The sequence below is a fragment of the Burkholderia sp. LK4 genome (assembly GCF_001043615.1).
Classification (GTDB): Bacteria; Pseudomonadota; Gammaproteobacteria; order Burkholderiales; family Burkholderiaceae; genus Burkholderia; species Burkholderia cepacia.
Map to the genome: position 1 here is coordinate 1 of NZ_LDUL01000028.1, position 23,194 is coordinate 23,194.

At 67.9% G+C, this 23,194-nt stretch carries 19 protein-coding genes and 1 pseudogene; 10 read left to right on the top strand and 10 right to left on the bottom strand.

The annotated features are described in order from the left end of the window. Window positions 1-197 (bottom strand): annotated as a pseudogene (locus tag VK92_RS42910) (2-hydroxy-acid oxidase); the annotation flags it as partial. Between the two features lie 14 nt (window positions 198-211). On the opposite strand from VK92_RS42910, the gene VK92_RS14755 reads away from it, so the two are divergent. Both VK92_RS14755 and hmpA read left to right on the top strand, forming a co-directional pair. Then, the gene (locus VK92_RS14755; protein WP_048022312.1) at window positions 212-763 is read left to right on the top strand and encodes a cob(I)yrinic acid a,c-diamide adenosyltransferase; all 552 of its coding nucleotides are present in this window, start codon (window positions 212-214) and stop codon (window positions 761-763) included. A gap of 106 nt (window positions 764-869) precedes the next feature. After that, window positions 870-2,078, top strand: a complete 1,209-nt coding sequence (hmpA, locus tag VK92_RS14760; protein WP_048022313.1) for an NO-inducible flavohemoprotein — start codon at window positions 870-872, stop codon at window positions 2,076-2,078. A gap of 75 nt (window positions 2,079-2,153) precedes the next feature. On the opposite strand, the gene VK92_RS14765 is transcribed toward hmpA, so the two are convergent. The 3 genes from VK92_RS14765 to aroG all read right to left on the bottom strand — a co-directional run bounded on the left by VK92_RS14765 (window position 2,154) and on the right by aroG (window position 4,006). Continuing rightward, window positions 2,154-2,543: a type II toxin-antitoxin system VapC family toxin gene (locus VK92_RS14765; protein WP_048022315.1), complete on the bottom strand. Its 390-nt coding sequence runs from the start codon at window positions 2,541-2,543 to the stop codon at window positions 2,154-2,156. Continuing rightward, window positions 2,540-2,809, bottom strand: coding sequence for a type II toxin-antitoxin system Phd/YefM family antitoxin (locus VK92_RS14770; protein ID WP_048022317.1), 270 nt, complete (start codon window positions 2,807-2,809; stop codon window positions 2,540-2,542). Before VK92_RS14770 ends, VK92_RS14765 begins: the two co-directional genes overlap by 4 nt. Before the next feature lie 123 nt (window positions 2,810-2,932). Beyond that, complete coding sequence (gene aroG, locus VK92_RS14775) at window positions 2,933-4,006, bottom strand: 3-deoxy-7-phosphoheptulonate synthase AroG (protein ID WP_027788323.1); 1,074 nt, start codon at window positions 4,004-4,006, stop codon at window positions 2,933-2,935. Here aroG and VK92_RS42460 point away from each other — a divergent pair. After that, the gene (locus tag VK92_RS42460) at window positions 4,005-4,292 is read left to right on the top strand and encodes a hypothetical protein (RefSeq protein ID WP_162269110.1); all 288 of its coding nucleotides are present in this window, start codon (window positions 4,005-4,007) and stop codon (window positions 4,290-4,292) included. The genes aroG and VK92_RS42460 overlap by 2 nt on opposite strands. A gap of 110 nt (window positions 4,293-4,402) precedes the next feature. On the opposite strand, the gene tldD is transcribed toward VK92_RS42460, so the two are convergent. From tldD to VK92_RS14790, 3 genes are all read right to left on the bottom strand, one after another. Beyond that, window positions 4,403-5,869 carry a metalloprotease TldD gene (tldD, locus tag VK92_RS14780; RefSeq protein ID WP_021163847.1) on the bottom strand — a complete coding sequence of 489 codons (1,467 nt, stop codon included), beginning with the start codon at window positions 5,867-5,869 and terminating at the stop codon, window positions 4,403-4,405. 85 nt (window positions 5,870-5,954) lie between these two features. Further along, a complete protein-coding gene (locus VK92_RS14785) occupies window positions 5,955-6,782 on the bottom strand; it encodes a carbon-nitrogen hydrolase family protein (RefSeq protein ID WP_048022322.1) in 828 nt (275 codons plus the stop codon). 63 nt (window positions 6,783-6,845) lie between these two features. Next, window positions 6,846-11,045 carry a YhdP family protein gene (locus VK92_RS14790; protein WP_048022324.1) on the bottom strand — a complete coding sequence of 1,400 codons (4,200 nt, stop codon included), beginning with the start codon at window positions 11,043-11,045 and terminating at the stop codon, window positions 6,846-6,848. A 231-nt stretch (window positions 11,046-11,276) separates the two neighbouring features. Here VK92_RS14790 and glnE point away from each other — a divergent pair, with 231 nt between their 5' ends. Continuing rightward, window positions 11,277-14,081 carry a bifunctional [glutamate--ammonia ligase]-adenylyl-L-tyrosine phosphorylase/[glutamate--ammonia-ligase] adenylyltransferase gene (gene glnE / locus VK92_RS14795; RefSeq protein ID WP_048022326.1) on the top strand — a complete coding sequence of 935 codons (2,805 nt, stop codon included), beginning with the start codon at window positions 11,277-11,279 and terminating at the stop codon, window positions 14,079-14,081. Window positions 14,082-14,208: 127 nt separating this feature from the next. Here glnE and recN read toward each other — a convergent pair whose 3' ends face one another. Continuing rightward, a complete protein-coding gene (recN, locus tag VK92_RS14800) occupies window positions 14,209-15,858 on the bottom strand; it encodes a DNA repair protein RecN (RefSeq protein ID WP_048022328.1) in 1,650 nt (549 codons plus the stop codon). 19 nt (window positions 15,859-15,877) lie between these two features. Next, window positions 15,878-16,780 carry an NAD kinase gene (locus VK92_RS14805; protein WP_027788318.1) on the bottom strand — a complete coding sequence of 301 codons (903 nt, stop codon included), beginning with the start codon at window positions 16,778-16,780 and terminating at the stop codon, window positions 15,878-15,880. A gap of 131 nt (window positions 16,781-16,911) precedes the next feature. Here VK92_RS14805 and hrcA point away from each other — a divergent pair, with 131 nt between their 5' ends. The 3 genes from hrcA to VK92_RS14820 all read left to right on the top strand — a co-directional run bounded on the left by hrcA (window position 16,912) and on the right by VK92_RS14820 (window position 19,559). Further along, window positions 16,912-17,934 carry a heat-inducible transcriptional repressor HrcA gene (hrcA, locus tag VK92_RS14810; protein ID WP_021162218.1) on the top strand — a complete coding sequence of 341 codons (1,023 nt, stop codon included), beginning with the start codon at window positions 16,912-16,914 and terminating at the stop codon, window positions 17,932-17,934. A gap of 147 nt (window positions 17,935-18,081) precedes the next feature. Further along, a complete protein-coding gene (gene hemH, locus VK92_RS14815) occupies window positions 18,082-19,155 on the top strand; it encodes a ferrochelatase (protein WP_048022331.1) in 1,074 nt (357 codons plus the stop codon). Then, window positions 19,152-19,559, top strand: a complete 408-nt coding sequence (locus VK92_RS14820; RefSeq protein WP_021162216.1) for an RNA-binding S4 domain-containing protein — start codon at window positions 19,152-19,154, stop codon at window positions 19,557-19,559. The genes hemH and VK92_RS14820 overlap by 4 nt, the downstream gene beginning before the upstream one ends. Here the strand turns inward: VK92_RS14820 and VK92_RS42465 are convergent. After that, window positions 19,531-19,692 carry a hypothetical protein gene (locus VK92_RS42465; protein ID WP_006476841.1) on the bottom strand — a complete coding sequence of 54 codons (162 nt, stop codon included), beginning with the start codon at window positions 19,690-19,692 and terminating at the stop codon, window positions 19,531-19,533. The genes VK92_RS14820 and VK92_RS42465 overlap by 29 nt on opposite strands. Window positions 19,693-20,048: 356 nt before the next feature. On the opposite strand from VK92_RS42465, the gene grpE reads away from it, so the two are divergent. From grpE to dnaK, 3 genes are all read left to right on the top strand, one after another. Beyond that, complete coding sequence (grpE, locus tag VK92_RS14825; protein ID WP_021162215.1) at window positions 20,049-20,594, top strand: nucleotide exchange factor GrpE; 546 nt, start codon at window positions 20,049-20,051, stop codon at window positions 20,592-20,594. Between the two features lie 10 nt (window positions 20,595-20,604). Further along, window positions 20,605-21,015: a thioredoxin family protein gene (locus tag VK92_RS14830; protein ID WP_048022333.1), complete on the top strand. Its 411-nt coding sequence runs from the start codon at window positions 20,605-20,607 to the stop codon at window positions 21,013-21,015. Between the two features lie 147 nt (window positions 21,016-21,162). Further along, complete coding sequence (dnaK, locus tag VK92_RS14835; protein ID WP_021162213.1) at window positions 21,163-23,115, top strand: molecular chaperone DnaK; 1,953 nt, start codon at window positions 21,163-21,165, stop codon at window positions 23,113-23,115. The last annotated feature ends 79 nt before the right edge of the window (window positions 23,116-23,194 follow it).

The following is a 23,194-nucleotide window of genomic DNA, read 5'->3' on the forward strand; positions in this document are numbered from 1 at the left end:
GGGCGGCGCGTGGCGGCCGGCGGGGCAGGGTGATTCACGAACGTCTCCTTGTCGATCCGGATGAGCGCGTTGGCGCCGCTCCGGCTCCCGTGCTGCTGGGTTTCGGCCCATTCTACGCTGTAACGCCTGCTGCGCCTGCCGTCGCGGGCTGCGATAATCGCGTTCGAACGCAACCGGGCCGCATCGCGGCCGCGCACGAGAGGACATCCGCATGGGCAACCGCTTGAGCAAGATCGCCACGCGTACCGGCGACGACGGCACCACCGGCCTCGGCGACGGCCGGCGTATCGGCAAGGACGATACGCGGATCGCCGCGATCGGCGACGTCGACGAGCTGAACTCGAACCTCGGCGTGCTGCTCGCCGAAACGCTGCCGGACGATATCCGCACGGCGCTCGTGACGATCCAGCATGACCTGTTCGATCTCGGCGGCGAATTGTGCATTCCCGGCCATACGGTGCTCGACGACACGCATCTCGCGCGGCTCGATCGCTGGCTCGCCGACTACAACGCGACGCTGCCGCCGCTGAAGGAATTCATCCTGCCGGCCGGCTCGCGCGCGGCGTCGCTCGCGCACGTGTGCCGAACCGTATGCCGTCGCGCGGAGCGTTCGATCGTCGCGCTCGGGCGTACCGAAACGCTCAATGATGCGCCGCGGCGCTACGTGAACCGGCTGTCGGACCTGCTGTTCGTGCTGGCGCGCGTGCTGAACCGTACCGACGGCGGATCGGACGTGCTGTGGGAACGCGGCCGTGTCCGCTGACCGCTGACGATTCGCCCCCTTACCCTTGGCGCACTGCGACAATTTGCCCGAGGGGCATCGAATTCTTAAAAAGGTATTGTGTGTGCATGTTTAACGGAGAACGAACATGACCCACATCACCGCTGACCAGATGGCTCGTGTGAAGGCCACTGCCCCTGTCCTCGCCGTGCACGGCGCGACGATCACGAAGCACTTCTACCAGCGCATGTTCGCGCGCCATCCGGAACTGAAGAACCTGTTCAACCAGACGCACCAGACGACGGGCAGCCAGCCGGAAACGCTCGCAAAGGCCGTCTACGCGTATGCGGCGAACATCGACAATCTCGGTGCGCTGGGCGGGGCGGTGTCGCACATCGCGCACAAGCACGCGAGCCTGAACATCCGCCCCGAGCATTACCCGATCGTCGGCGAGAACCTGCTCGCATCGATCGTCGAGGTGCTGGGCGACGCGGTCGATGCCGATACGCTCGAGGCGTGGCGCGTAGCTTACGGCCAGCTCGCGCAGATCCTGATCGGCGCCGAGGCCGACCTGTACGCGGGTGCCGCCTGGAGCGGGTTCCGGCCGTTCAAGGTCGAGCGCAAGGTGCGCGAAAGCGACGAGATCACGTCGTTCTACCTGACGCCCGCCGACGGCGGCGCGGCGCCGACGTTCGAGCCCGGCCAGTACATCACGGTGAAGCGTTTCGTCGGCGATCTCGGCGTCGACCAGCCGCGCCAGTACAGCCTGTCCGACGCGCCGCACGGCAAGTGGCTGCGCATATCGGTGAAGCGCGAAGCCGGCAAGCCGGAAGTCATTCCGGCCGGCAAGGTGTCGACGCTTATGCACGACGGCGTGGAAGAGGGCGCGATTGTCGAGGCCACTGCGCCGATGGGCGAATTCTCGCTGAAGCGTGGCGTCGAGACGCCGGTGGTGCTGATTTCCGGCGGCGTCGGCCTGACGCCGATGGTGTCGATGGCGTCGACGCTGGTCGACGAAGGCAGCAAGCGTGACGTGCGGTTCGTCCATGCATGCCGCTCGGGCGCGGTGCACGCGTTCCGCGACTGGCTGAACGACACGGTGCGCGAGCATGCGAACGTCAAACGCACGGTGCTGTACGAGCTGGTCGGCCCGAACGATCGCGTCGGCGTCGACCACGACCTGGAAGGGCGCCTCACGCCGGAGCGCGTGCGGCACTACGCGCTGGTGCCGGACGCCGACTACTACGTCTGCGGCCCGATCGCGTTCATGAAGGCACAACGCGATGCGCTGGTCGCGCTCGGCGTCGCGCCGGAACGCATCAATACCGAGATCTTCGGTTCGGGCGCGCTCGAGTGATGCTTGCGCGCAAGACCTGCGGTGCATGAAAAAGCCCGGTGCGGGCCGGGCTTTGATTTTGCAGCGGGATGAGCGTCATGCTCGCAGCATCAGCGTCGCGTGATAGCGCCATATTTTGGCATCGGCGCTGATGAGCGGCATGCCTTCATGGAGTGCCTGAGCGATCATCACGCGGTCGAACGGATCGGCGTGATCCGGAAAATCCGGCAGTGCGGCGACGCCTTCGACGTGATCGCTGCTGATTGGCAACTCCGCAAAACCTGCGAGTCGGAATGCCGAACGTGCATCGCGCGGATGGACCGGCAGATTGCCTTTGCGGTATTTGATCGCAATCTCCCAGATGGACGCGGCGCTGACGTACAGCGTGTTTTCGGGATGTTCGATCAACGCGGCCGCAGTCGCGGAAAGTTGAGGTGCGCCTTCGGCTGCCCATAGCGCGATGTGCGTGTCGAGCAGCAGCTTCACGGGGCGAGTCGCTGTTCCGAGCTGGCATCGAAGTCGGCGGCGATCGATTCATCGCCGGCATTGAATGCCTCGACGGTTGTCGGGATGTTCAACCCGGCAAGCAACTGACGGGCTGCGCCGATCCGCTTCGGTGCGGCATAAGGAACAATCCGGGCGACCGGATGACCGTTGCGGGCGATGACGACTTCCGATTCGCGCCCCAATTCAAGCGCTTCGACGAGGCTTGAGAGCCGCGACTTGGCATCGTGCATGTTGACGGTCGGCATGGGCGCCCCCTTGGTTAGCTAGATAACGTTAGCTAGTCTAGCAGGGCGACGCGCCGACCGCCAGCTAACCGCATGGCCAACCCGCCACGGGGCGGTGCCATGCGACCGGCCGGTTTGCGTCCGTCAGTTCCCGCTGCCGCGCGTGACGCGGCGTGCCTTCACCGATTCCGCGAGGCCTTCGAGCACCTTCACGCTGTCGTCCCATGCGATGCACGCGTCGGTGATGCTCTGGCCGTAGGTCAGTTCGCAGCCTTCCTTCAGGTCCTGGCGCCCCTCGACGAGATGCGACTCGATCATCACGCCGACGATGCGGGCGTCACCGGCCGCGATCTGGCGGCCGATGTCGGCACAGACGGGGATCTGGTTCTCGTGCTTCTTCGAGCTGTTCGCGTGGCTCGCGTCGATCATCAGGCGTGCGGCGAGGCCGGCCTTGCCGATGTCCGCGCACGCGGCGTTCACGCTTTCCGCGTCGTAGTTCGGCGTCTTGCCGCCGCGCAGGATAACGTGGCAATCCTCGTTGCCGGCCGTCGACACGATCGCCGAATGGCCGCCCTTCGTCACCGACAGGAAATGGTGCGGCTGCGATGCGGCCTTGATCGCGTCGACCGCGATCTTCACGTTGCCGTCGGTGCCGTTCTTGAAGCCGACCGGGCACGACAGCCCCGACGCGAGCTCGCGGTGCACTTGCGATTCGGTCGTGCGCGCGCCGATCGCGCCCCACGAGATCAGGTCGGCGATGTACTGCGGGCTGATCATGTCGAGGTATTCGGTCGCGGCCGGCAGGCCCATCTCGTTGATCTGGAGCAGCAGCTCGCGCGCGGTGCGCAGCCCTTCGTTGATCTTGAAGCTGTTGTCGAGGTGCGGATCGTTGATGAGCCCCTTCCAGCCGACCGTCGTGCGCGGCTTTTCGAAGTACACGCGCATCACGATTTCCAGCTCGCCCTTGAAGCGCTCGCGCTCCTTCACGAGCCGCCCCGCGTACTCGATCGCCGCCTTCGTGTCATGGATCGAGCACGGCCCGATCACCACGATCAGCCGGTCGTCCATCCCGTGCAGGATGCGGTGCATCGACTGGCGCGAGTTGTAGATCAGCTCGGACGCGGCTTCGGAGCACGCGAATTCGCGGATCAGGTGGGCGGGCGGCGTCAGTTCCTTGAGCTCGCGAATGCGGACGTCGTCGGTGTTGTGCGGGGGCATGCTGTTTCTCCTTGGTTCCGGGCGCCGTTCGATCAGTGGGCGTGCGGCAGATTCATCAATTCAAGCGATTCAGTGGTTTCGGTCGGGGCCGCGGAACCGCTGCGGCGGCGACCGGGAAGCGAAGGGCGAAAAAAAACCGCCGGGTTCGCCGGCGGTTTTTTCGGGAATTTCGGTTGCGCTTTACGCGCCATCAACCCTCTCGATCCGCCAGCGGTCTGAGATGCCAAAAAAAGTAAAAGTAAAACTTGGCGGACATGACGGAGATTCGGTTCGTCAAAAAAGTTGATTCGGAATTTATACCCCGTCGCCGGGCGGCTGGCAACCGGGGAGCGTCGAAAATGCGGACATTCCGCGCGTTTTCTTCAAAATGCGCGGAATGTCTGCGCCATGATGCGGTTATGCCGTACCGCCGACCGTCATCTTGTCGATCCGCAGGGTCGGCTGGCCGACGCCGACCGGCACGCTCTGGCCTTCCTTGCCGCACACGCCGACACCCGTGTCGAGCGACATGTCGTTGCCGATCATGCTCACGTACTTCAGCGATTCGGGGCCGCTGCCGATCAGCGTCGCGCCCTTCACCGGGTAGGTGATCTTGCCGTTCTCGATCATGTATGCCTCGGACGCCGAGAACACGAACTTGCCGTTCGTGATGTCGACCTGGCCGCCGCCGAAGTTCACCGCGTACAGGCCGTTCTTCACCGACGCGATGATTTCCTGCGGATCCTTGTCGCCGTTCAGCATGTACGTGTTGGTCATGCGCGGCATCGGCAGCGCCGCGTACGATTCGCGCCGCGCGTTGCCCGTGACCGGCATCTTCATCAGGCGCGCGTTCAGCGTGTCCTGGATGTAGCCCTTCAGGATGCCGTCCTCGATCAGCGTCGTGCACTGCGTCGGGTTGCCTTCGTCGTCGATGTTCAGCGAGCCGCGGCGGTTCGGCAGCGTGCCGTCGTCGACCACCGTCACGCCCTTCGCGGCGACCTGCTCGCCGATCCGGCCGGCGAATGCGGACGAACCCTTGCGGTTGAAATCGCCCTCGAGGCCGTGGCCGATCGCTTCGTGCAGCAGCACGCCCGGCCAGCCCGGCCCGAGCACGACCGTCATCGCGCCGGCCGGCGCGGGGCGTGCGTCGAGGTTCACGAGCGCCGCATGCACGGCGTCGTCGACGTAGCGGGACAGGACTTCGTCGGTGAAGTAGCCGTAGTCGAAGCGGCCGCCGCCGCCGCCGGAGCCGATCTCGCGGCGGCCGTTCTGCTCGGCGATCACCGTGACCGACACGCGCACGAGCGGGCGGATGTCGGCCGCGAGCGCGCCGTCGCTGCGCGCGACCAGCACGACGTCGTATTCGCCGGCGAGGCCGGCCATCACCTGCGTGACGCGCGGGTCGCGGCCGCGCGCCATCTGCTCGATGCGCTCGAGCAGCTTGACCTTGGCCGTCGCGTCGAGCGACGCGAGCGGATCGGACGGCAGGTACAGGTCGCGGCCCGAGATGCCCTTCAGCGACGTGGCCGCCTTGATCTTCTGGCGGCCGCCGCCGGCCGCCGCGATCGCCTTGGTGGCCGCGGCCGCCTGCGCGATCGCTTCCGGGGACAGGTCGTCCGAGTACGCGAACGCGGTGCGGTCGCCGGCGACCGCGCGCACGCCGACGCCCTGGTCGATGCTGAAGCTGCCCGATTTGACGATGCCTTCCTCGAGGCTCCACGCTTCGCTGCGGGTCGCCTGGAAGTACAGGTCCGCATAGTCGACGCGATGCGTGAAGATGTCGGCGATCGTGCGCGTGAGCAGGCTTTCGTCGAGGCCGTACGGCGTGAGCAGGATGTCCTTCGCCAGCGCGAGGTTGCGGATGCCGGGTTCGATGATGTTCATGCGGATATCGGGGTTTCTCAAAAAGTTGTCGGGTGCTTCTGGGCAGATGGGTTGGCCGCGCGGTGTTTCAAGCGGTGCGGCCGATTCAGGTCAGCACGCGGTGCCGCCACGCGGGCAGGCTCTGGCGCACGTCGGCGATGCGCTGCGGATCGAGCGCGCCGAGCACGACGCTTGCGCCCACGTCGCGAACCGCGACGATTTCGCCCCACGGGTCGATCAGCATGCTGTGGCCCCAGGTGCGCCGGCCGTTCTCGTGCTTGCCGCCCTGCGCGGCCGCGAGCACGTAGCACTGGTTTTCGACGGCCCGCGCGCGCAGCAGCGTTTCCCAGTGCGCGCGGCCGGTCGTATACGTAAATGCCGACGGTACGACGATCAGCGCGCAGTCGCCCATCCTGCGATACAGCTCCGGAAAGCGGAGATCGTAACAGACGGACAGGCCGACCCGCCCGAACGGCGCGTCGAACGTGACGACCGTATCGCCCGCGCGGATCGTGCGCGCCTCGTCGAACGACTCGTCGCCTTTCTCGAAGTTGAACAGGTGGATCTTGTCGTAGCGCGCGGCTTCGTTGCCGGATGGATCGAACACGAGCGTCGTGTTGAGCACGCGATCGGGCTCCGGGGCCTTCAGCGGCAGCGTGCCGCCGATCACCCAGATGCCGTGGCGACGCGCGGCGTCCGCGAGGAAATGCTGGATCGGGCCGTCCCGGTAAGGTTCGGCGAGCGCGAGCTTGTCGGTGTCGCGGTGACCCATGAAGCAGAAGTACTCGGGCAGCAGCACGAGCTGCGCGCCTTCGCCGGCGGCTTCTGCGATCAGGCGGCGCGCCTCGGCGAGATTGCGCGCGACGTCCGGCGTGCTCACCATCTGCAGCGCGGCGACCTGGAAGGGCGTGGCGGAACGGGTGTGGTCGGTCATCGCTGGATCGGTTGCGTCATAAATGGGGTGCGGCCCGGCACCATACGCGGCCCGACGCGCGGCTCAATGGCTCGCCGCATCGGCCGGACCGTGATTCATCTTACCCTGATCGCCCCGCACCCGCTCGATGTGCGGGTGCGCCCACGAGCCGGTGATCGTGTAGTCGAGCGCGAACGCGCGCGACAGCGTCTCCGACAGCGCGTAGTTCGCGGCCAGCACGCCGACGCCGAGCAGCGGGTTGATGATGGCCGCCCCGATCGCGGCCGCGCCCGCGCTGATTTTCGGCGCGACGTGCGCGTGCAGGTCCTGCGTCTCGGTGCCGAGATCCACCGCGCCACGCACGGTGACGTTCGCGGGCCCGGTCATCATCGAGAAGTCGTCGGTGCGGGCGATCCCGTTCGAGATCCGGCCGGTGCCCGTGATCTTGTCGAACGGCAGCCCCTTGCCGATCACGTCGCGAAAATTCAGCGTCAGGAAACGCGCGAGGCTCTGCAGGCTCAGCACGCCGAGGAGCTTCGCCGCGCCCGGATCGACCTTCAGGATCTGGCCGTGTTCGAGGTCGAGCGCGATCTGGCCGCCGAGCGACGGCAAGTCGACCGCGGTCGGGCCGCCGCGCCAGCCGACCTTGCCGGTGACCGTGCCGTGACCGTTCGCGAGCGTGCGCGGCAGGCCGACGCGGTCGAGCAGCGCGCCCGCGTTGTCGATGTCGAGCTTGAAGTCGAACACGGTGCGGCGCGGTGCATCGTTTTCATCGGCACCGCGGGCAAGTGCGCGGCGCGAGGTGCGCCAGTTGCCGGTCGCCGTCAGCTTCGCGGCCGGGTTCGACAGCTCCAGCTTGTCGAGCTGCCAGACCGGCGTGCCGGCTTCGTCGATGTTGCGCGCGTTGACGACGAGACGGCCGATGTCGTGGTTGCGCGCGACGACCTGGTCGACGATCAGGTCGATCGACGGCATCGGGCGGTCGGTCGGCGTCGGCAGGTTCATCGCGCGGCCGACGAGATCGTGCTGCGCGCTGTCGGGCACCACGAGCTTCGCGAGCCGCGCATTCAGCACGCCCGCGCCGTTGTGGCCGCCGCCCGGCGCCCATGACAGGTAGCCCGACACCTGGTTCGACGCGATGTTCGCCTGCCAGAGCTCGTCGACGTGCGACGCGCCGACGATCACGTTTTCCCAGTTGCGCTTGAGCAGCTTCAGCGTGCCGAAATGGAGCGCGAAACGCTTCGGTGCGAAGCTCGCGAAATCGACGCGCGGCGCGGCTTGCGGCTCCTGCGTGCGCGGCGTGTCGGGCTTCAGCGTATGGGCCAGCGCGAGCCACGCATCGGCGTCCAGTTCGTTGACGTCGACGGCCGCGCTCACGCCGTCCTGCGGCATGTCGGGCATCCGGTGGATGCCCATCGCGCCGCGCACCGCGCGCAGCGGCTGGCCGCGCGTCGCGTCGAGCAGGTAGGTTGCGGACACGGGGCCGAGCGTCAGGTCGGCGTGCTCGAGGCGCTTGCCGTCCGCCTGCGGCGCCGGCTGCAGCGTGAAGCTGAACGGCATCGGCGTGCCGGCCGGTTTTGCGAACGGCGCGGGGAAATTCAGTGCCACGCCGGTCAGGTCGGAATGCGCGCTGATGTCGGGCAGGCGGCCCGGCGCGCCGCGCACGGCGACCTTGTACGGCGCGTCGCCGACCACGTGCTCGAGCAGCGCGGCTGCCGGGCCGTGCAGGTTCAGGCCGCGCGCGGCGTCGAGCGCGAGCCGGCCGTCGACGTCCACCGTATACGGGCCGTGCGACTGGAAGTTGCCGCTCGCGCGCACCGGCCCGCCGAGGAAGCGCCCCGACAGGTCGTGCAGCGATGCGCCGGCCTCGGTGAACCGGACACTGCCGCGCAGCGCGGACAGCGGCGGCACGCCGCTGGTCGTCAGTGTGTTGCCGCCGAATGCGAGCGCGCCTTCGACGTGCGTGTGCGGATGCGGGACGTGCTGCGGAATCGTGATCTTGAGCGCGAGCGACGCGGGCCCCTGCGCATCGATCCGCTGGCCGATATGCCCGCTCATCGTGCCGAGCGAGCTGTTGTCCGCGTAGTCGATCAGGTCGGCGAGCGGGCCCTGCGCATGACCGTCGATGATGAGCGGCGAGTGGCTCGGGTTGCCGAGATCGTCGATGCGGCCCGCGACCTTCGTCAGCGCGACGCGCTTGTAGTGCGCACGATCGATGTCGAAGCGCAGCTTGTTCTGCGCGAGCTCGAACACGCCGTCGATCCCGTCGAGCGCCGGCCAGACGCTCGGCGTGCCGTTCGCGAGCTTGCGCGGCGGGTACGGCGTCGGTTCGAAGCGGCCGCCGGTGAACGGCGCGACGATGTGGAACACGCCGGCGTCCGGCTCGTGTTCGAACGGGAATTTCTCGAGCGGGCCGCGGGCGACGATCGACGCACCCTTGGTCACCTGGCCGGCCTGCAGCGCGTGGCCGAGATAGTCGCGCAGGTGTTCGGACATCCCGGTCGGCAGGTAGCGCGGAATGCGCGCCACCGACGCACGCGCGAAATCGGCACGCAGGTCGAGCGAGCCGCGGCCGTGGCCGGGGTTCGTGTACGAGCCGGACACCGCGATTTCGGCATCGGGGTTCGAGACGAGCAGGTCGGGCAGGGTCACTTCGACGCGCGCATGCTTTTCGCCGGCCGCGGGCGTGATCGCCCACTTTGCGTTGCCGCGCAACCGGTCGAACGTCAGGCGCGGCTCGTCGAATTCGCCGGGTACCGTGACCGCCGCGTTGACCGTATCGAAATGCGCGCTGCCGCCCGTTTCGTTCGCATCGACGCGGCCCCAGAGGTTCTCGACGCCCGGCCAGCCGGCCCGCGGGTGGCCACGCGGCGACAGCCCGGGCGGCGGCTCCTGCGCGGCGAAGCTGATGCCTTGCAGATCGCCGAGGAAACGATAGCGGACGATCGGCGCGGCGCCCATGCGCCGCTCCTCGTCGGCGAGGTCGGCCCGCGCAGGCTTCGCGCGTTCGACCTCGATGTGATAGTTCGACACCATCCCGCGCGGGTCGATCTTGATCAGCTCGTTGCGCAGGCGCGCCGGCAGCGGCAGCCCGCGAATGAACTCGCTGAGAATGCCGAGATCGACGCGGTCGCCGACGACGCTCAACAGCTGCCCCTGGCTGGCGGTCGGCACACGGTAGCGGGCCGTCAGCGTCGACAGCGCGAGCGAGCGGGCGAGCGGCGTGCCGTCCGGCAGCGGCGGCTGGCCGAGTTCCGCGTTGAAGCGCGTCAGGTGCAGCGTGTAGTCGTGGCCGGCATCGAGCTGCATGTCCCAGCCGAAGCCGACCGTCGGCACGTCGAGCCGCGGCTGCGTCGGGCGCACGCGCAGCGCGACGTCCGCGCCCTGCAGGTCGCCGCCCGCCGAATGCAGGTGGCCGTCGCTGAAGGTGGCCCAGATCGCGTTGTCGATCCGGCCCGCGTGGATCGTGAGCGGCATGTCGAGGTAACGCCCGAGCGTCTGCAGGTCGACCGGGCCCGTCGACAGGTACGCGTCGCCCGACCAGTTCGACGGCTTGCCGACCGGGGCGAGCGGCTTGTGCCTGAAGCGTGCGCGGAAATCGAGCGGGCCGAGCAGCAGCGTGCCGTTCGCGGGCGCCTGCAGCGCGGCCTTGTGCACGCGGCCGTCGTTGAGCACCGCGAGCCGGATGCCCGACAGCACGAGCTCCGGCGCGTCGTGCTGCGCGTCGCGCCAGCGCAGCGTGCCGCCGCGCAACACGATCGCTTCCTGCTTCAGCAGCCACGTGCCGAACGTGTCGTTGCCGCCGTGGGTGGTTGCCACGCCGACGCCCGCGACGCTCAGCGAGCCGTCGGCCGCCCGTGCGACGACGAGGTCGGGCTGGTCGACGATCAGGCTCGACAGCGCGGGCGACAGCCGCAGCAGCGACATCCACGACAGCGCGGCCGTTGCATGCGGCACCGCCAGCGCGACCTTGCCGTCGTGGCCGCGGATCGTCAGGTTCGTGAGTTCGACGCCCGGCTGCATGCCGGACCAGTTCGGGGAAAGCTTGCCGATCGAAAGCTGCGCGTGGAGCTTGTCGGACACCGCGCGCTCGATGCGCGGGCGGAATTCGTCGATGCGGGGCAGCAGTACGTAGCGCAGCCCGAGGAACGCGCCGGACGCGACGAAGTAGGTGCCGAGCCCGACTGCCAGCGTCACCCGGAACACGCGGCGCAGGACCGGATGATCGTGCTTCGGAGGTCCCGCTTCGGGCGCAGCTACGGCGGATTCCTGACGGTCGGACATGCGGCGGACGGGCGGCGATATGGTAGTTTTGCAGACTGACGTTGAAATGTATCACACGGGTTCGTGCCGGCGGCCGTTGCGGCAGCGCGGCACGGGCTTTCCGGCGCGCGGTTTCGCGGCGGGCGCACACGCGCCCCGCGATGCCGCGCCGAATCCATGGGGCCGGCCGGTAGCGGGGCGCGCACGCGCCGGCCCGCTGCCGGCCGGCCTTTCCGCCAGGCCCGCTTCTCGATGACCGACGCTTCCGCCCTGATCAGCACGTCCTATTCCCGATACCTTGCTCGCGCGGCTGCCGCGCGGCCCGCGCTGGCCGAACAGGTCGCCGCGTGGGCCGCCGCGCCGCTCGGCCGCGCGCAGCTCGACGCGCGCCTCACCGAGCTGCTGGCGACGCCGGCCGGCACGGCCGCGCCGACCGAGGAGCAACTGAAGCGCGCGCTGCGGCAGTTGCGTGCCGAGGCGTTCGGCGCGGTCGCGGAACGCGACCTGCGCGGGCTGGCGGACGTCGCCGAGGTCACGGGCGCGATGACCGATCTCGCCGAAGTGGCCGTGCAGCGCTCGCTCGCGCTGCTGTCGGTTGAACTCGAGGCGCTGTACGGCGAGCCGCGCGGCGCCGACGGCCAGCGCGTCGTGCTCGGCGTGGTCGGGATGGGCAAGCTCGGCGGCCGCGAGCTGAACGTGTCGTCGGACATCGACCTGATCTTCGTCTACGAGGACGACGGCGAGACGACCGGCGGCGCGCGTTCGCCGCTGTCCACGCAGGAATACTTCACGCGGCTCGGCCGGCGCCTGATCGGCGTGCTGTCCGAGGTCACGGCCGACGGCTATGTGTTTCGCGTCGACATGCGGCTGCGTCCGAACGGCGATTCGGGGCCGCTCGTCTGCAGCCTCGGCATGCTCGAGGAATATTTCTACGTGCAGGGGCGCGAGTGGGAGCGCTATGCATGGATCAAGGGGCGGCTCGTGTCGGAAGGCGACAGCGACGCGGCGCGACGGCTGGAGTCGCAGCTCGAGTCGATCGTCAAGCCGTTCGTGTATCGCCGCTATCTCGATTTCGGCGTGATCGGCGCGATCCGCTCGCTGCACCAGCAGATCCGGCAGGAAGCCGCGCGCCGTGCGTCGATGCGGCCCGACAAGTCCGACGACATCAAGCTCGGGCGCGGCGGGATCCGCGAGATCGAGTTCAGCGCGCAGGTATTCCAGCTGATCCGGGGCGGCCAGGATGCGGAATTCCGCGTGCGGCCGACGCTCGCGGTGCTGCGCCATGCGCAGGCGCGCGGGCTGATCGGCGAGGACGTGCGCGCGCGCCTCGCCGATGCTTACAACTTCCTGCGCACGCTCGAGCACCGGCTGCAGTACCGCAACGACGCGCAGACGCACGCGATGCCGGTCGAGCCGGATGAACGCGCGGCGCTGGCCGCGTCGCTCGGCTTTGCCGACTATGCGGCGCTGATGACGGTGCTGGATGAGCACCGGAACTTCGTCGAGGCGCAGTTCGACCAGCTCTTCGCGGACAAGGTGAAGGGCGGCGGCCCTTGCGCGGCGGGTGACGACACGGCCGCCGCATGGATCTGGAGCGGCGCGCTGGGCGACGACGGCGAGGACGATGCGCTGGTCGCGCGCCTCGACGGCCTCGGTTTCGCCGATCCGGCCGCCGTGCTCGCGCGGCTGCGTGCGATCTGGCAATCGACGCGCTATGCGGGCCTGCCGGAAAAGAGCCGGCAGCGCTTCGACCGCGTCGCGCAGCGGGCGCTCGACGCCGCGCCGACGATCGACGCCGCACGCCGCGACGACACGATCGTGCGCCTGTTCGACCTGCTCGAGACGGTCAGCCGGCGCGGCGTCTATCTCGCGCTGCTGACCGAGTATCCGGCCGCGCTCGACCGCGTGCTGTCGGTGCTCGGCGCGACGCGCTGGGGCGGCGGATACCTGATCCGCCACCCGCAACTGCTCGACGAACTGCTCGACGACGAGGCGATCGCGAGCCCGTTCGACTGGCCTGCGTTCAAGGACGCGCTGCGCGCGCGTCTCGCGGCGGCCGACGGCCCCGAGCAGCAGATGGACCTGCTGCGGCACGCGCAGCACGCGGAGGTGTTCCGGATCCTGCTGATCGACCTGGCCGGGCAGCTGTCGGTCGAGCACGTGAGCGACCGGCTGTCCGAGCTGGCCGACGCGGTGCTCGACGTGACGATCGAAGTCGTCTGGTCCCAGCTCGCGAAGCGCCATCGCGACGTGCCGAAGTTCGCGGTGATCGCGTACGGCAAGCTGGGCGGCAAGGAGCTCGGCTACGCATCCGATCTCGACCTGATCTTCCTGTACGACGACGCGGACGAGCGCTCGGCGGACGTCTACACGACCTTCACGCGGCGGCTCATCACGTGGCTCACCACGGCGACCGGGGCCGGCGCGCTGTTCGACATCGACCTGCGGCTGCGGCCGAACGGCGAGGCCGGGCTGCTCGTCACCGATCTCGATGCGTTCCGCCGCTACCAGCTGCGCGAGGGCGATGCCGCGAACACCGCGTGGGTGTGGGAGCACCAGGCGCTGACGCGTGCCCGCTACAGCGCGGGCGACGCGCAGATCGGCGCGGACTTCGAGGCGATCCGCCAGCAGGTGCTGACGACGCCGCGCGACGGCGGCGTGCTCGCGAAGGAGATCGTCGACATGCGCGGCAAGGTGTTTGCCGGCCATCCGAACCAGACCGAGCTGTTCGACCTGAAGCACGATCGCGGCGGGATGGTCGACATCGAATTCATCGTCCAGTACTGGGTGCTGCTGCACGCGTCGAGCGACGCCGAGCTGATCCGCAACACGGGCAACATCGCGCTGCTGCGCGAGGTCGCGCGCTTCGGGCTGATGGGCGAGGACGAGGCCGAGCGCGTCGGCGCGGCCTACCGGAAGTACCGGAAGCTGCAGCACAAGCTGCGGCTCGACGGGATGGAGAAGGCGCGGGTCGATCCGGCCGTGGTGGCCGATGAGCGGGCAGCCGTGACGGCGCTGTGGGCGCGCGTGTTCGGGACGGCTGAAACGGGCGTTTGAGTCGGGCGTTTGAGTCGGGCGTTCGAATTCGCGGAGCAGGGCGGGCGCGGTCGGGCGAGCGGCCGTGCGGCAAAAAAGACCGGCGCATGCGCCGGTCTTTTTGCATTCGGGCGGCTCAGTACCCGCGTCAGGCCGCCAGCATTTCCTTCGCGTGCTTGCGCGTCGTGGCCGTGATCTCGAGCCCGCCGAGCATCCGCGCGACTTCCTCGATCCGGTTGGCGCGGTCGAGCGCGACGACCGTCGACACCGTGCCGCCGCGCTCGTCGGCGCCCTTCGCGACCTGGAAGTGGTGATCGCCGCGCGCGGCGACCTGCGGCAGGTGCGTCACGCACAGCACCTGGCGATCGCGCCCGAGCTGGTGCAGCAGGCGGCCGACCACTTCGGCGACGCCGCCGCCGATCCCCGTATCGACTTCGTCGAAGATCAGCGTCGGCGTCGGGCTCGCCGCGCTTGCGATCACTGCGAGCGCGAGGCTGATCCGCGCGAGCTCGCCGCCCGACGCGACCTTCGCGAGCGGCCGCAGCGGCACGCCGGGGTGGCCGGCGACCCGGAATTCGACCTGCTCGAGCCCGTGCGGGCCGCCGTCGGCGAGCGGGACGAGCGCGACTTCGAAGCTTCCGCCCGCCATCGACAGTTCCTGCATGCCGGCCGTGACGGCCGTGCCGAGCGCCTTGGCGGCCTGCGCGCGCGCCTTCGACAGATGCCTGGCATCGGCGAGATAGGCCTCCCGCGCCTTGGCCTGCGTCGCCTCGAGCGCACCGAGATCGGCTGCCGCGTCGAGCGCGGCGAGCTGCGCGCGGCGCGCCGCGTGTTCTTCGTGCAGCGTGTCGGGCGGCAACCGGAACTTGCGGGCGGTCGAATGCAGCGCATCGAGGCGCGTTTCGACCTTCGCGAGCCGCTCGGGATCGAGATCGACGCGCTGCGCATAGTGCGACAGCGAGTAGACGGCTTCCTGCAGCTGGATCTCGGCCGGTTCGAGCGACGCGAGCGCGTCGCCGAGCGCGGTGTCGTAGTCGGCCAGGCTGCGCAGCTTCGACACGATCGCGCCGAGCTGCGCGAGCATCGCGTCGTCGGCCTCGGACAACGCGTTGAGTGCGCCGCGCACGCCGTCGATCAGGTTCGCCGAATGCGACAGGCGCTTGTGCTCGTTGCTGACCTCGTCCCATTCACCGGGCTGCGGCGCGAGCTTGTCGAGCTCGGCGAGCTGCCACGCGAGCTTTTCGCGTTCGAGCTGCAGCTCCCGTTCGTGCGCCTTCGCGGCCTCGATCGCCTGCGTCGCGTCGCGCCACACGCGCCACGCGCGCGCGACGTTCGCCGCATCGGCGACGAGCCCCGCGTGCGTGTCGAACAGCTCGCGCTGCGCGTCGGGCCGCATCAGCAGCTGGTGCGCATGCTGGCCGTGGATGTCGACGAGCATTTCGCCGAGTTCACGCAGCTGCGCGAGCGTCGCGCTGGTGCCGTTGATGAACGCGCGCGACCGTCCGTTCGCATCGATCACGCGGCGCAGCATCACCGTGTCCTCGGTGTCGAACGCGTGTTCGTCGAGCCAGCGCGCGACGCGGTCGTGCGGCGTGAATTCGGCGGTGATGTCGGCGCGGCCGCAGCCGGTTCGTACGACGCTCGCGTCGGCGCGTTCGCCGAGCGCGAGGGCGAGGGCGTCGATCAGGATCGATTTCCCGGCGCCGGTTTCACCGGAAAAGACGGAAAAGCCGCTGTCGAATTCGAGATCGAGCGCGGCGACGATGACGAAGTCGCGGATCGAGAGGTGGCGGAGCATGGTGTCGGGCGGAGCGGCGTCAGGACGCCTTGTCGTCTTCGTTCGAGGCGTGTTCGTTCCAGTGCAGCTTCTTGCGCAGCGTCGCGTAGTAGCTGTAGCCGATCGGGTGCAGGAACGGCACCGTGTGCTTCGAGCGGCGCACCTCGATCGTGTCGTTCAGTTCGAGCGACGTGAACGACTGCATGTCGAAGTTCACGTTGACGTCGCGCCCGCCGACGATCTGGATCGCGATTTTCGAATCGTCGGGCAGTACGATCGGCCGGTTCGACAGCGCGTGCGGCGCGATCGGCACGAGCACGATGCCCTGCAGCTGCGGGTGGAGGATCGGGCCGGCCGACGACAGCGCGTAAGCGGTCGAGCCGGTCGGCGTGGCGACGATCAGGCCGTCCGAACGCTGGTTGTACATGTACCGGCCGTCGACCGACGCGCGCAGCTCGACCATCCCGGAGAAGCCGCTGCGGTTCACGACGACGTCGTTGAACGCGAGCGCGTGGTAGATCGGTTCGCCGTCGCGCATGATCCGGGCCTCGAGCAGCGAGCGCTCCTCGCGCTCGAACTTGCCCGACAGGATCACCGGGACGAGGGCCTGCATGTCGGCCGCCGCGATATCGGTGATGAAGCCGAGCCGCCCGTGGTTGATCCCGATCAGCGGTGTCTTGTACGGCGCGAGCTGACGGCCGATGCCGAGCATCGTCCCGTCGCCGCCCAGTACGACCGCCACGTCGGCGCGCGCCCCGATTTCGGCCGGGGTCAGCGCCGGGTAGCCGGTGATGCCGATCTCGCGCGCGGTCTCGGCTTCGAAGACGACCTCGAAGCCCCGCTTGGCGATGCAGGCGGCCAGCGTGGCGAGCGGCTCGGCGATGTTCGGCGTGTTGCTCCGGCCGACGAGCGCGACAGTGTTGAACTGATTACCGGTTTTCATGCCGGCATTACACCATAGCTCGTTGACGAAAAGAACCGGCTGTGCGCTGACGGGGCCGGATCGGGTCGGCCCGCGCATCGGCGGCCGACGCCACTCGCCGCGGTCGCGCGGTTGCGCTAAAATTTTCCACCATGCTAGATCCTCGCGCACGAACCCTCCTGAAAACCCTGATCGAACGGTATATCGCCGACGGTCAGCCAGTCGGATCGCGCACGTTGTCCCGTTACTCCGGGCTCGAGCTGAGCCCGGCGACGATCCGCAACGTGATGTCCGACCTGGAGGAGCTCGGCCTCGTGTCGAGCCCGCACACGTCGGCCGGCCGCGTGCCGACGCCGCGCGGCTACCGGCTGTTCGTCGACACGATGCTGACGGTCGAGGTGCCGATCGACGCCGAGGCCGTCGCGCGGCAGGTGCAGAACACGCTGCAGGCCGGCGAGCCGCAGCAGCGCGTCGTGGCGGCCGCCGCGAGCGTGCTGTCGAACCTGTCGCAGTTCGCGGGCGTCGTGCTGACGCCGCGCCGCAGCCACGTGTTCAAGCAGATCGAGTTCATGCGCCTGTCGGACAAGCGCATCCTGCTGATCATCGTGACGCCCGAGGGCGACGTGCAGAACCGGATGCTCGCGACGCCGCGCGACTACTCGCCGTCGCAACTGACCGAGGCGTCCAACTACATCAACGCGCATTTCGCCGGGCTGTCGTTCGACGAGGTGCGCCGTCGCCTGCGCGACGAGATCGACCAGTTGCGCGGCGACATGACCACGCTGATGCATGCGGCCGTGACGGCCAGCACCGAGGTGCCCGACACCGAGGACACCGTGCTGATTTCCGGCGAGCGCAACCTGCTCGAGGTGGCGGATCTGTCGTCCGACATGGCCCGGCTGCGCAAGCTGTTCGACGTATTCGACCAAAAGACGGGCCTCCTGCAACTGCTCGACGTGTCGAGCCACGCCCAGGGCGTGCAGATCTTCATCGGTGGCGAATCGACACTCGTGCCGATCGAGGAAATGAGCGTCGTTACCGCCCCTTACGAGGTGAACGGGCAGATCGTCGGCACGCTCGGCGTGATCGGCCCGACCCGCATGGCGTACAACCGCGTGATCCCGATCGTCGACATCACCGCGCGGCTGCTGTCGCTCACGCTGAGCCAGCAGTAGCCTGCGAGCGCCAGCCCGATCCCGCCCCGTCATCGTGCCGCGGCGCCGCGTGCGCCGACAGTCGGCCGAACGGCCAGCCGACCGGCGCGAGGCGGCCCGCTATAATTGAGAGCCGTCCGGTCCCGTGCCCCGAGCACGTTCTTGCCCATGCGTTTCGATCTTGAGCCGCCTTCGAGTATCGCGGCCGCCCATCGCATCGGTGTGCTGCTGATCAATCTCGGCACGCCCGATGCGCCCACGCCGCGTGCCGTGCGGCGCTATCTGACCGAATTCCTGTCGGATCCGCGAGTCGTCGAGATTCCGCAGGCCGTCTGGCAGGTGCTGCTGCGCACGCTGATCCTGCCGCTGCGCGGCCGCGCGTCCGCGAAGAAATACGCGGCCGTCTGGATGCCCGAGGGCTCGCCGCTGCGCGTGCATACCGTGCGCCAGACCGACGGCGTGCGGCACCTGCTCGCGTCGAACGGTTATCAAGTGCAGGTCGACTACGCGATGCGCTACGGCAGTCCGAACATCTCGCACGCGCTCGCGCAGTTCAAGCGCGCCGGCGTCGAGCGCGTGCTGCTGATGCCGATGTATCCGCAATACTCGGCGTCGACCACGGCCACCGCATTCGACGCCGCATTCGACGCGCTCTCGCGCATGCGCAACCAGCCGGAGGTGCGCACGATACGGCACTACGCCGACCATCCGGCCTACATCCACGCGCTGGCCGAGCAGGTGCGCCAGTATTGGGCGCAGCACGGCCGGCCGGATTTCGCGGCCGGCGACAAGCTCGTGCTGAGCTTTCACGGCGTGCCGAAGCGCACGCTCGACCTCGGCGATCCCTATCACGACCAGTGCCAGCAGACGGGCGCGCTGCTGATGGCCGCGCTCGGGCTGTCGACGACCGAGTGCCGCGTCACGTTCCAGTCGCGTTTCGGCAAGGCCGAATGGCTGCAGCCTTATACCGCGCCGACGTTGCGCGAGTTCGGCGAGGCCGGCGTACAGCGGGCCGACGTGTTCTGTCCCGGTTTCACGGCCGATTGCCTGGAGACGATCGAGGAGATCGGCATGGAAGTGCGCGACGAGTTCCTCGCCGGCGGCGGCAAGGCGTTCCACCGGATTCCGTGCCTGAACGGCGCGCCCGCGTGGATCGGCGCGCTCGGCGAGATCGTCGCCGAGAATCTGCAGGGCTGGCCGGTCAAGGCCGCGCAGCCCGAAACGGCGGGTGAGGTGCGATGAACTACAAGATTTCGACCGAACCGGGCGCGAAGCTGCGCATCGACAAATGGCTGTGGGCGGCCCGGTTCTTCAAGACGCGCTCGCTTGCGACCGATGCGGTCGACAAGGGGCACGTGAAGATCGGCGGGGCTGCAGTCAAGCCGGCGAAGGAAGTGCGCGTGGGCGACGAGGTCGAAATTGCGATCGACGGCATCGTCTGGCACATTGCCGTCCTCGGCGTGTGCGACGTGCGCGGGCCGGCGAGCGTCGCGCAGACGCTTTACGAGGAAACGGAAGCGGGGCGGGCCGCGCGGCTCGCCGAACTGGAGCGGCGTCGCACGTATCGCGAGCCGGCGGCCGAATTGCACGGCCGGCCGACGAAGCGCGACCGGCGCATCATCGACAGATTTTCTGGTGGGAGCTGAACATCTGGTCGAACGTCGCCCGCGCGCTCCCGTATTCGGTCGTGCGGTCGGTCACGGCTCCCGACAGGCAGATGGTGGTGGTGCCGGCAATGAGTACCAGCGCGACCACCGATATCGCAAAGGTCAGTTTCACGGTACTCCCCTCGAGAAGGGGTGAAAACGGCGCCAGGGGGTGGTTGTAAGGCGTCGGTCAGCTAAGGGTAAACACGCTTTTCCGACGCTTGAGTGGAGTGTAGTGCAGCGGGACTGTGCCAAGCTAGTACTTGCCAGGTAAGCGTTGTTACAGCCCGTTTCGCCTGCCGTGGCGGACTATGCGGGCGATGCACCGGTGCGACGCGCGGTTGTTTCGCGGCATTGGAGAATGCCGGCGGATAACCCTCTTGAAATCGCAGTTTTCACCCTTATTTGCACCAGCAATGTGCGGTGCCGCCGGGTATTCGGTCCGGCGGTTGCCGATTTGGCTTCAACCTCTAATCGACTTTCAGCGACATGGAAAACACGCAAGAGAACCCGTCTACCCAATCGGCCGAAGATACCGGCAGCGAGAAGCAGGCGGCGCAAGGCGCTGCTCCCGCCGCCGAAGCAGCCGACGCGGCGCTCGCGGAGGCTCAAGCCAAGGTCGCCGAGCTGCAGGAGAGCTACCTGCGGGCGAAGGCCGAGACCGAGAACGTCCGCCGCCGCGCGCAGGACGACGTCTCGAAGGCGCACAAGTTCGCGATCGAGAGCTTTGCGGAGCACCTGCTGCCCGTGCTGGACAGCCTGGAAGCGGCCGTCAACGATACGTCCGGCGATATCGCGAAGGTGCGCGAAGGCGTCGAGCTGACGCTGCGCCAGCTGACGAGCGCACTCGAGAAGGGCCGCGTCGTCGCGATCAACCCGGTCGGCGAGAAGTTCGATCCGCACCAGCACCAGGCAATTTCGATGGTGCCGGCCGAGCAGGAGCCGAACACCGTCGTCACGGTGCTGCAGAAGGGCTACACGATCGCCGACCGCGTGCTGCGTCCGGCGCTCGTCACCGTCGCGCAGCCGAAGTAAGGGCGTCGCGATGGTGCCCGCCGGCGTCGATCCGGCCGCATTTGACGCGTTCGACATGCAGGCGCTGGACGCCGGTACGTTCGACGCGGCGATCGACGGCGCGGGGGACGCGCTTGCGGTGGTGTTCTTCTGGGGCGTCGACTGCTTCAACTGCGAGATCGCGAAAAAGGCGATGCTCGCCCAGCCCGACGCCATCCGCGCGCTGGGCTTGAAGTGGTTCCATTGCAGCGTGTACGAACACCACCAGCTGGGGCGCCGCTTCGGGCTGCACGGTGTGCCGACATGGTTCTTCTTCCACCGCGGCAAGAGGCTCGGCCGCGCCACAGGCTGGCATGGCCTCGCGCAGTTCGAGGCGGCCGTGTCGGCGGCACGCGCGAAAATCGCGGCGGCGGGTAGCGATCCCCTAGCCGGCGGCGATTGAAAAAATTTAATATCCGCATCGCTCGGCGGGTCTTGAAAACGGACCGGCCGGACGCATTTCGGGAACAGAGTTGAATTCTGGCGCGCGAAACCGCCCCAAAACGCGGGGTTTTGCGCAGCAAACAAGCATTTCTGGAGATTAGGAAAAATGGGAAAGATCATCGGTATTGACCTCGGCACCACGAACTCGTGCGTCGCCATCATGGAAGGCAACCAGGTCAAGGTCATCGAGAACTCGGAAGGCACGCGCACCACGCCGTCGATCATCGCCTACATGGACGACAACGAAGTGCTCGTCGGCGCGCCGGCCAAGCGTCAATCGGTGACCAACCCGAAGAACACGCTGTTCGCAGTGAAGCGCCTGATCGGCCGCCGCTTCGAAGAGAAGGAAGTCCAGAAGGACATCGGCCTGATGCCTTACAGCATCATCAAGGCCGACAATGGCGATGCATGGGTCGAAGCGCACGGCGAAAAGCTCGCGCCGCCGCAGGTTTCGGCGGAAGTGCTGCGCAAGATGAAGAAGACGGCCGAAGACTACCTCGGCGAGCCGGTCACGGAAGCCGTGATCACGGTGCCGGCGTACTTCAACGACAGCCAGCGCCAGGCAACCAAGGATGCCGGCCGCATCGCGGGCCTCGAAGTCAAGCGGATCATCAACGAGCCGACCGCAGCCGCGCTCGCGTTCGGCCTCGACAAGGCCGAGAAGGGCGACCGCAAGATCGCCGTGTATGACCTCGGCGGCGGTACGTTCGACGTGTCGATCATCGAGATCGCGGACGTCGACGGCGAAATGCAGTTCGAAGTGCTGTCGACCAACGGCGACACGTTCCTCGGCGGCGAAGACTTCGACCAGCGCATCATCGATTACATCATCGGCGAGTTCAAGAAGGAGCAGGGCGTCGACCTGTCGAAGGACGTGCTCGCGCTGCAGCGCCTGAAGGAAGCCGCTGAAAAGGCGAAGATCGAGCTGTCGTCGAGCCAGCAGACCGAAATCAACCTGCCGTACATCACGGCGGACGCGTCGGGTCCGAAGCACTTGAACCTGAAGATCACCCGCGCGAAGCTGGAAGCGCTGGTGGAAGACCTCGTCGAGCGCACGATCGAACCGTGCCGCATCGCGATCAAGGACGCAGGCGTCAAGGTGTCGGACATCGACGACGTGATCCTGGTCGGCGGCCAGACGCGCATGCCGAAGGTCATGGAGAAGGTGAAGGAATTCTTCGGCAAGGATCCGCGCCGTGACGTGAACCCGGACGAAGCCGTCGCGGTTGGCGCGGCGATCCAGGGCCAGGTCCTGTCGGGCGACCGCAAGGACGTGCTGCTGCTCGACGTGACCCCGCTGTCGCTCGGTATCGAGACGCTCGGCGGCGTGATGACGAAGATGATCAGCAAGAACACGACGATCCCGACGAAGCACGCGCAAGTGTATTCGACGGCGGACGACAACCAGGGCGCCGTGACGATCAAGGTGTTCCAGGGCGAACGCGAAATGGCAGCAGGCAACAAGCTGCTCGGCGAGTTCAACCTCGAAGGCATCCCGCCCGCACCGCGTGGCGTGCCGCAGATCGAAGTGACCTTCGACATCGACGCGAACGGCATCCTGCACGTCGGCGCGAAGGACAAGGCGACCGGCAAGGAAAACAAGATCACGATCAAGGCGAACTCGGGTCTGTCCGAGGCTGAAATCGACCAGATGATCAAGGACGCGGAAGCGAACGCAGCGGAAGATCACAAGCTGCGCGAGCTGGCCGATTCGCGCAACCAGGGCGACGCGCTGGTCCACAGCACGAAGAAGGCGCTGACCGAGTACGGCGACAAGCTGGACGCGGGCGAGAAGGAAGCGATCGAAGCGTCGTTGAAGTCGCTCGAGGAAGTGCTGAAGGACACGTCGGCCGACAAGGCTGCGATCGACGCGAAGGTCGAGGAACTCGGCAAGGTTTCGCAGAAGCTCGGCGAAAAGATGTACGCCGACATGCAGGCCCAGCAAGCGGGTGCGGCCGGCGCAGCGGGTGCAGCGGAAGGTGCGGCCCACGCGGGCGGCGCGCAACAGGCTGCCGACGATGTCGTCGACGCCGAGTTCAAGGAAGTGAAGAAGGACTAAGCCGGGTTGCCCGGTGCCGCACGCCGCGCGCGCAACACGCGCGCGCGGCGTGGCTGACGGGCTGGCTGACAAGCGGTCT

Bases quoted from the DNA above. Each gene is read 5' to 3' on its own strand.
- VK92_RS14755 (WP_048022312.1), top strand. From the start codon at position 212: ATGGGCAACCGCTTGAGCAAGATCGCCACGCGTACCGGCGACGACGGC.
- hmpA (WP_048022313.1), top strand. From the start codon at position 870: ATGACCCACATCACCGCTGACCAGATGGCTCGTGTGAAGGCCACTGCC.
- VK92_RS14770 (WP_048022317.1), bottom strand. From the start codon at position 2,809: ATGCCGACCGTCAACATGCACGATGCCAAGTCGCGGCTCTCAAGCCTC.
- VK92_RS42460 (WP_162269110.1), top strand. From the start codon at position 4,005: ATGCTGTTTCTCCTTGGTTCCGGGCGCCGTTCGATCAGTGGGCGTGCG.
- aroG (WP_027788323.1), bottom strand. From the start codon at position 4,006: ATGCCCCCGCACAACACCGACGACGTCCGCATTCGCGAGCTCAAGGAA.
- tldD (WP_021163847.1), bottom strand. From the start codon at position 5,869: ATGAACATCATCGAACCCGGCATCCGCAACCTCGCGCTGGCGAAGGAC.
- VK92_RS14785 (WP_048022322.1), bottom strand. From the start codon at position 6,782: ATGACCGACCACACCCGTTCCGCCACGCCCTTCCAGGTCGCCGCGCTG.
- VK92_RS14790 (WP_048022324.1), bottom strand. From the start codon at position 11,045: ATGTCCGACCGTCAGGAATCCGCCGTAGCTGCGCCCGAAGCGGGACCT.
- glnE (WP_048022326.1), top strand. From the start codon at position 11,277: ATGACCGACGCTTCCGCCCTGATCAGCACGTCCTATTCCCGATACCTT.
- recN (WP_048022328.1), bottom strand. From the start codon at position 15,858: ATGCTCCGCCACCTCTCGATCCGCGACTTCGTCATCGTCGCCGCGCTC.
- VK92_RS14805 (WP_027788318.1), bottom strand. From the start codon at position 16,780: ATGAAAACCGGTAATCAGTTCAACACTGTCGCGCTCGTCGGCCGGAGC.
- hrcA (WP_021162218.1), top strand. From the start codon at position 16,912: ATGCTAGATCCTCGCGCACGAACCCTCCTGAAAACCCTGATCGAACGG.
- hemH (WP_048022331.1), top strand. From the start codon at position 18,082: ATGCGTTTCGATCTTGAGCCGCCTTCGAGTATCGCGGCCGCCCATCGC.
- VK92_RS14820 (WP_021162216.1), top strand. From the start codon at position 19,152: ATGAACTACAAGATTTCGACCGAACCGGGCGCGAAGCTGCGCATCGAC.
- grpE (WP_021162215.1), top strand. From the start codon at position 20,049: ATGGAAAACACGCAAGAGAACCCGTCTACCCAATCGGCCGAAGATACC.
- VK92_RS14830 (WP_048022333.1), top strand. From the start codon at position 20,605: ATGGTGCCCGCCGGCGTCGATCCGGCCGCATTTGACGCGTTCGACATG.
- dnaK (WP_021162213.1), top strand. From the start codon at position 21,163: ATGGGAAAGATCATCGGTATTGACCTCGGCACCACGAACTCGTGCGTC.